Consider the following 6,845-nt stretch of genomic DNA (forward strand, 5'->3'; position numbering starts at 1 on the left):
TGGCAGAGCAGGGGTGGGATGGCCGCGGTGCGGCCGTGGGAGCCCCATTCCTCCCACTCCAGCAGCGAGGGGAGCCGCTGGGCGGTGCCCGGCGTGGCGAACAGCAGCATCCGCCCCCGGAACGCGGCCACCGGCCCCGACCCCGGCCCTTCGTCCCACAACCGGTCCAGCATCCGGCGCCCGAAGATCGCGGGTGTGCTCACCACATCGAAGGCGGAACCGCAGGGCAGGACGACCGGGGCGTCCGGACGCTCCTCCCAGAGGGCGAGCGTGCTGCGCGGATACGCTCCGGCCGAGGCGAGCCAGGCGGCGCCGTCCGAGGTCAGTGTGCTGCTGCTCATACACCCACATCTACGGGGTGTGAGCATTCCCCTCCTGCGGGTTGCCGGAAATCGGGACGCGCGAGGGTGAAAGGGAGTATCTTGCGCGCCCGGCATATGCCAGCAGCTGTGGCCACCCCGGCAGCCCCCGGCCGCTCACACGGGATCGGGTCCCCGCCCGTCGGCCCCCCGCATCAGGTCCCGCCCGAACTCCACCATCTTCTTGGCATAGTCCTCGGTCCACTCGGCCCGCTCGGCGATGTCCGCGGGCGTCAGCCGGTCGAACCGCCGCGGATCGGCGAGCTGTGCCGCCGCGATGGCCTGGAACTCCACCGCCCGGTCGGCCGCCGCCCGGAAGGCCTGCGTCAGCTCCGTCGCCCGCGCCAGCAGCTCGCGGGGGTCTTCCATCGACTCCAGGTCGAAGAAGTGCTCCGGGTCGCCGGCCGCTTCCGCGGGCTCGAAGAGCAGGGGCGCGGGGCGTAGCCGCGGTTCGTTCCGACGCGGCGTGGGCTCCGCCATGTCTTGTCTCCTCCTCGTACGGTTCCGATGGCGCCGCCTGTGGGGGTGGGCCACCCTCAATTGTCTCGCGCCTGCGCAAGAGGGCCCTCGGTCACCTCTGGCGTTCAGCGTCGCCAGGCCACCCGGTGTTCCGCCAGATGCGCGAGCACCGCGTGGTTCGCCTCCCATCCGTCCGGAAACTTCACGACCGTGCCCAGCTGGACCGGCTCTGTCGACGGGTAGTCGTCCAGCAGGTCGCTCACCCCCGCCCGGCACACGACGATGCACGCGTGCCGGTGGCGGGAGGCCAGGACGCACAGGCGGCCGGTTTCCAGGTGGAAGGCGGTGGCGTCGGGGCGGCCGGACAGGGGGTGCAGGACCACGGTGACGTCGTACTCCCGGCCCTGGAGGCGGTTCGCCGTGTCGACGGTGACGTCCGACACGCCCAGTTCGGCCAGGGCCGCCCGGACCGCCGCCGCCTGGTCCCGGTGGGCCGTGCCGACGGCGATCCGGTCGGCGGTCAGCGGCGCAGCTTCGGGTGAGCGCTCCGACGTGGCCGCCCCGCCCCGGTCCAGCAGGCGTCGTACGACCGTCGCCACCGCCCGCACCGCCTCCGGGTCGGTACGCGGCGTGTGCTGGGCGGGCAGCTCCAGCAGGCCCCAGCCCGACTCCGCCGCCTCGTCGATCACCCGGTCGGGGCCGGAGCCGTCCGACGGGACGCCGAAGGTGAGCCGTCGGTCACCGTGGCCGGTCCCGCTGCGGAACGGCGTGTACGGATAGAACGCGTCCGAGACCAGGGGCGCCGCCGAGGCGGGCAGCCGCCAGGAGACCGGCAGGCGGTGCTGCGGCAGATCGGGGTTGTGCGCGAGCAGAGTGCTCACCGCGGAGGCCGAGGGGTCGTACGACAGGCCTGCCCACTGCTCGCTGCCCACGATCGCGAACGGGTCCAGCTGGCCCGGGTCGCCCACGAACAGCGCCTGCTCGAAGAGACCGGCCACGGCGAGCAGCGAGTCGGAGCGCATCTGGTACGCCTCGTCGACGATCGCGTGCCGCCACGGTCCATCGACCTTGACGTGGCCCCATTTGGCGGCGGTCGAGATCACGACGGGCAGTCCCGTCAGCTCGGCCGCCTTCGCCGACTTCCGTACCTGCGGCAGATCGTCGAGCGCCTTGTCGTACGGGTCGGCGTCGCTGCTGTGCAGGCGGCCCACCGGCAGCTCGGGGTTCTTCTCGGCGAGCCTCAGCACCAGGTCGTCGACCTGGGCGTTGGTCTGCGCGATCACCATCAGTGAGCGCCCGGTGCCGGCGAGTTCGAGCGCGGCGCGGACCACGAGCGTGGACTTTCCGGCGCCGGGCGGAGAGTCGACGACGACGCCGCGGTGCGGGCCGTGCAGCGTGTCGTGGAGGATCGCGTCGGTGGCCCGCGCCGCCGCGGCACCGGGGTCGAAGGCGGTCTGCGTGGTCACAGGACATCTTCCTCGGTGACGGGGTCGGCGGGTTCGGGGGCGGTGTCCGCGCCGGGCGGCCCGCCGTGCGTCCACGGCGTGTCCTCCGGGTCGGGGAGCTTCGCGCCGCCCCGCTGTTCGTGCTCGAACAGCGTGAAGCACACCGCGTCGCCCTTCTCCGGCACGGACCCGGCCTCGGGCTCCTTGCCGCGGCCCATCTTGTCGAGGATGCGCAGGACGACCAGCGTGCCGTCCTCCTCGTACCCCACGAACTCCGCCGCCTGCGGTTTTCCGTTGTACGACCGGTACACCTTCGCCCGCTCGCCCAGGTGGGGCCGGTCGTCCGTGCGGACCGTGACGAGGGGGCGCGGGCTCGGGCGCTTGCCCTCGCTGTACGCCATGACGACATCCGTGACCTCGCCCGCGAACGCCTCCCCGGCCAGCCGTCGCCCGGCCATCACCAGCGGGTCGTCGAGCGCCTCCTGGGCCTCCAGGCGGGCCTGTTCGCGCTCGCGCGCGGCGAGCTTGTTCGCCGCGGTCACCGCGTCGTCGCGGCGCGGCTGCGGGGGCTCACCGGCCAGGACGCGGTCCCGGTGGCCGGTGAACGACCAGCGGTCGCGGGTCCACCGCTCCTCGACGTGCCCACCCTCGGGCAGTTCCCGCAGCAGGTCGAGCCCGCGCCACACCGCGTCCCAGGTGGGCCGGGTGACCCGCTCGACGAGGGCGCGGATCTCCCGCTCGGCGGCGGTCAGGTCCCCGAGCCGGTCGTCCGCCGCCATGCCGTCCTCGGCGGCGGCCAGGGCGGTGCGGGCGCGGTCGTAGCGCTCGATGGCCGGGGCGAGGAGCTTGTTGTCGAACGCCGGGTCGGTGGCGGGGCCCGCGGGCGGGCAGATGAGCTGGCCCTGCGCGTCCCTGTGCAGCTCGGCCCGCAGGGCCGCCTCGGCGCCGGTGGCGCCCTCCGGTGGGTCGATCCAGGCGAGCAGGGCGCCGAGGTGCTGGTCCTCCAGGCTGGACTGGCCGGTCGCCCAGTGCCGGGCGAGCACCTCCGTCAGGGCCGGCAGCAGGGACGAGCCGGGCACCCGGGCCCGCTCCCCGAAGTGGGTCAGCCACCGGCCGAGCAACGGCACCCTGGGGGGTGCCGGGTGCGGGGTCTCCGGGTCCTGTTCCGCCGTGCGGCGAAAGCGCATGGAGCGCCCGAGCAGCCGTACGAAGTCGATGCCCGCGCGGCTCGGAACGATCAACTGCGGGGCGTCCGCGCACAGTTCGACCTCGACCTTGACCCGCTTGCCGGTCTCCGGGTCGGTCTCGGTGCGCTCGGCCGCCTCGACGCTCTCCGCGTGTGCGTCGATGTACGGCAGGACCACGTCGGCCAGTTCGGCCAGGAACGCGAACCTGAGGTCGCGGTCGCGGGGCTGCGGGACGACCAGCAGACGCGGCGCGTCCGGGTCGGTGCCGACGAGCGCGCCGAGCGGGGCGCCGGCCTCACCGGCGGTGGTCAGCGGCACGAGGACCAGCGGACGCTCGGACAGATGCCGGTGCCGGACCGTGGCGGTGGGCTGCGCGCGTCCGGTGTCGACGGCCTCGAGACGGGCGAGCGTGGAGATCAGCGACACGGGGCTGCCTCCACGGACCCGGGGTGCTCCGGGGCATCGGCGTGCTGCCGCCGGCCCAGTGCCTCGGCGCGCAGGTGGGCAGCCCGGCGTAGGGCCGCCACCGCCGGGTCCCGGGGGTCCCCGGCCTCCCCGCGGGCCGCCGCGAGGACGTCCTCGACCGTCGACAGGCCGCCCAGCTCGGCGCGGACCGGGCGGCCGAGGGAGGTCACCGCGCCGGCCGCGCGGGAGCGGTCCCGGCAGTGGAAGGCCAGCTCGCACGCCGACAGGCACTCCGGTGCGTACGTCGCCGGCACTGCCTCGACCGCGGCTGTCAGCTCGGCGGCCGGCAGCTCGGGGGAGAAGCACGTGCCCTCGGGGAGCGCGTCGGCGATGTCCTGGATGCGGGTGAGGCGGGCCAGCTGGCGGCGGGTGACCGCGCGTTGCTTGCGCACGTCGACGGCGGAGGCGGTGGGGAGGTTGGAGAAGTCCTTGGGGCAGACGAGCAGGATCCGGTGCCGGACCGGCGGGGCCGGCCGGAGCTTCGCGGCGACCTCCTCCAGTGCCAGCGCGTACACCGCCGCCTGCCGGGCCGCCGCGCCCACCTTCGCCGGGTCCGCCGAACCGTCCAGCATCGGGAACGACTTGATCTCCACGACCGTCCAACTGCCGTCCGGGTGCACGACCACCGCGTCCGGCTCCAGGAACGCGGGGGTACCGGCGACGTCGAGCGCGAGCATCGGATGGTCGAGCAGCGTCCAGCCGCCCGCCTCGACGGCCTCGCGCAGCGCCAGCGCGGTGCGGGCGGCGCGGCCCTCCGGGCCGATCGCGGACAGCTCCGGCACCCGCGCGTGTGCGGGCGGTTCGGCGCCCGGGTCCAGCTTCTCGTGCGCCAGCCGCAGCAGCTCCGCGCCGCCGTCCGCCTTGACCCGGCTCTCGAACGCGTTGCCGCGCGTGAAGGCGAACTGGGACTGCCCGAACACGGACGGCGAGCCCAGCGCACCGGCCAGCGCCGCCTTGTTCACCCCGGCGCCGTCGAGGACGGCGCGCCGCTTGCAGCCGGGATTGGCGGCCAGGGCCGCGAGGGCGCGCGCGTCAAGTGCCTTGGCCGGTACGTCGGGACCGCGCAGCTCAGCGAGCTGCTGCCGGAGTGCCGCCCCCCGTGTCCGCGGGGGAGGCACCCGGCTCGGCTCCCGGTCCGAGCCGTGACTCGCGCTGCCGTGGAATTCGCTCACCCGCCGAAGTCTGGCATCCGCCACTGACAATTGAGGCACCTGCGGCACGAGAGCCCGGTGTGGAGGAGGCGGAACTCGCGACCAGGGAGGCGGCACCCGCCGTCGAGGTGGCGGCGCGCGTCACCAGCCGCGTCCGGACCCGGTTCGCGCAGCGCATCACATACGGCGCCAGCAGCAGCCCGGCACCCATGACGGCCGCACCCGCGACCGCGTCGAGGAAGTAGTGGTTCGCGGTGCCCATCACCACGATCGTCGTCACCAGCGGATACAGCACGCCCGCCACCTTCGTCAGGCGCGTCCCGCCGTACCGCCACAGGATCACCCCGCACCACAGTGCCCAGCCCACGTGCAGGCTCGGCATGGCGGCGTACTGGTTGGTCATGCTGCCGAGCCCCCGCGGCGCGCTCGCCTCGCCGGCCCACCAGCCGTACGAGCTGTACTGGGCCATCGTGTCCACGAAGCCGTACCCGGCCGACAGCAGCCGGGGCGGGCAGGTCGGCATCAGCGTGAAGCCGATCAGGCCGATGAACGTCGAGGTCATCAACCAGGTGCGGGCCGCGCGGTAGTGCTTGGTGCGGGATCTGAACAGCCAGATCAGCAGGGCGGGGGTGACCAGGTAGTGCAGCGACGCGTACCAGAAGTCGGCCGGTACGCCGAGCCAGGCCTCGCGCGTGAAGAGGCGGTTGAGGGGGTGCTCGGCGTTGATGCGGAGGACCTTCTCGATGCGCAGGATCGCCAGACCGTGGTCGACGGCGGTGGAGACATCGCCCCGGGCGAGGAGCCGGCCCGCCGAGTAGCAGGCGTACACCAGGAGGATCAGCGGCAGTTCGGTCAACCAGCGGAGCCGGGGTCGCGGGACTGCCTCGATGCCCGGTGTCACGGCCTGCATCCGATCGCCCTCCCCCTTCTCGTCGCGCGGCGCCCCGGCCGTCGGACCGGCCGTCCACCACAGGGCGTACGGGCGGGCGCCTCGAGGGGCGCGCCTCCCGGCCCTGATAGACGCGGAGATCGCCCCCCGGGTTGCCCCCGAACAGCGTGCGCGATGATGGAGGGGTTCCGCCTCCGATTTCTCCGTTCTCCCGTTTCTCCGTTCTCCCGGAAAGGTCCCGTCCTCTCATGGCACCGCGCATCCTGCTGGCCCGGCACGGACAGACGCAGTGGTCGCTGTCCGGCAAACACACCGGCAGGACCGACGTCCCCCTGCTCGACGAGGGGCGGCGCGGCGCGAAGCTGCTGGGCGAGCGACTGCACCAGGCGCCGTACGACGGGCTCCCCGGCGTCGAGGTCCGCACCAGTCCGCTGGCACGCGCGCGTGAGACCTGCGAACTCGCCGGTTTCGGCGCACGCGCGCGTACCTGGGACACGCTCATGGAGTGGGACTACGGCGCCTACGAGGGCATGACCCCGGCCGACATCCAGGCCGTCCGCCCCGGCTGGCTGATCTGGCGCGACGGTGTGCCCGAGGGCGAGACCCTGGACGAGGTGACCGCCCGCGCGGACGAGGTCGTCACCTGGGCGCGCTCACAGGACCGCGACGTCCTCCTCTTCGCCCACGGCCACATCCTCCGTTCGATCGCCGCCCGCTGGCTGAGCCTCCCCCTCGACTTCGCAGCCCGCATACGCCTGAACCCGACGTCACTGTCGATACTGGGCTGGGCATACGGAGAGCCGGCAATCGAAACCTGGAACGACTACGGCCACCTGACGTAGCCGAGGGAACCTGCGCTGCTGCGGGCAGCCACACCCGCGCAGCTACGG

Annotated in this window: 7 protein-coding genes; 1 reads left to right on the plus strand and 6 read right to left on the minus strand. The window is 73.7% G+C overall.

Features of this window, described 5'->3' with window-relative positions; genetic code table 11:
- The 6 genes from StrepF001_RS43780 to StrepF001_RS43805 all read right to left on the minus strand — a co-directional run.
- On the minus strand, window positions 1-341 hold a 341-nt coding region (locus StrepF001_RS43780), incomplete at its 3' end, for a bifunctional DNA primase/polymerase (RefSeq protein WP_240797989.1).
- A 135-nt stretch (window positions 342-476) separates the two neighbouring features.
- Window positions 477-839, minus strand: a complete 363-nt coding sequence (locus StrepF001_RS43785; RefSeq protein ID WP_129803642.1) for a hypothetical protein — start codon at window positions 837-839, stop codon at window positions 477-479.
- 104 nt (window positions 840-943) lie between these two features.
- Entirely contained in the window at window positions 944-2,284 is a 1,341-nt protein-coding gene (locus StrepF001_RS43790; RefSeq protein ID WP_129803643.1) for an AAA domain-containing protein, read from the minus strand.
- Window positions 2,281-3,876, minus strand: a complete 1,596-nt coding sequence (locus tag StrepF001_RS43795) for a hypothetical protein (protein ID WP_129803644.1) — start codon at window positions 3,874-3,876, stop codon at window positions 2,281-2,283. The genes StrepF001_RS43790 and StrepF001_RS43795 overlap by 4 nt, the downstream gene beginning before the upstream one ends.
- Window positions 3,867-5,033: a hypothetical protein gene (locus StrepF001_RS43800; protein ID WP_129803645.1), complete on the minus strand. Its 1,167-nt coding sequence runs from the start codon at window positions 5,031-5,033 to the stop codon at window positions 3,867-3,869. Before StrepF001_RS43800 ends, StrepF001_RS43795 begins: the two co-directional genes overlap by 10 nt.
- Complete coding sequence (locus StrepF001_RS43805) at window positions 4,984-5,976, minus strand: phosphatase PAP2 family protein (protein ID WP_129803646.1); 993 nt, start codon at window positions 5,974-5,976, stop codon at window positions 4,984-4,986. The genes StrepF001_RS43800 and StrepF001_RS43805 overlap by 50 nt, the downstream gene beginning before the upstream one ends.
- Window positions 5,977-6,203: 227 nt before the next feature.
- Here StrepF001_RS43805 and StrepF001_RS43810 point away from each other — a divergent pair, with 227 nt between their 5' ends.
- Window positions 6,204-6,797, plus strand: a complete 594-nt coding sequence (locus StrepF001_RS43810) for a histidine phosphatase family protein (RefSeq protein WP_129803647.1) — start codon at window positions 6,204-6,206, stop codon at window positions 6,795-6,797.
- Window positions 6,798-6,845: the final 48 nt, after the last annotated feature.

It is taken from the genome of Streptomyces sp. F001 (assembly GCF_004187715.1).
Classification (GTDB): domain Bacteria; phylum Actinomycetota; class Actinomycetes; order Streptomycetales; family Streptomycetaceae; genus Streptomyces; species Streptomyces flavusporus.

Bases quoted from the DNA above. Each gene is read 5' to 3' on its own strand.
- StrepF001_RS43785 (WP_129803642.1), bottom strand. From the start codon at position 839: ATGGCGGAGCCCACGCCGCGTCGGAACGAACCGCGGCTACGCCCCGCG.
- StrepF001_RS43805 (WP_129803646.1), bottom strand. From the start codon at position 5,976: ATGCAGGCCGTGACACCGGGCATCGAGGCAGTCCCGCGACCCCGGCTC.
- StrepF001_RS43810 (WP_129803647.1), top strand. From the start codon at position 6,204: ATGGCACCGCGCATCCTGCTGGCCCGGCACGGACAGACGCAGTGGTCG.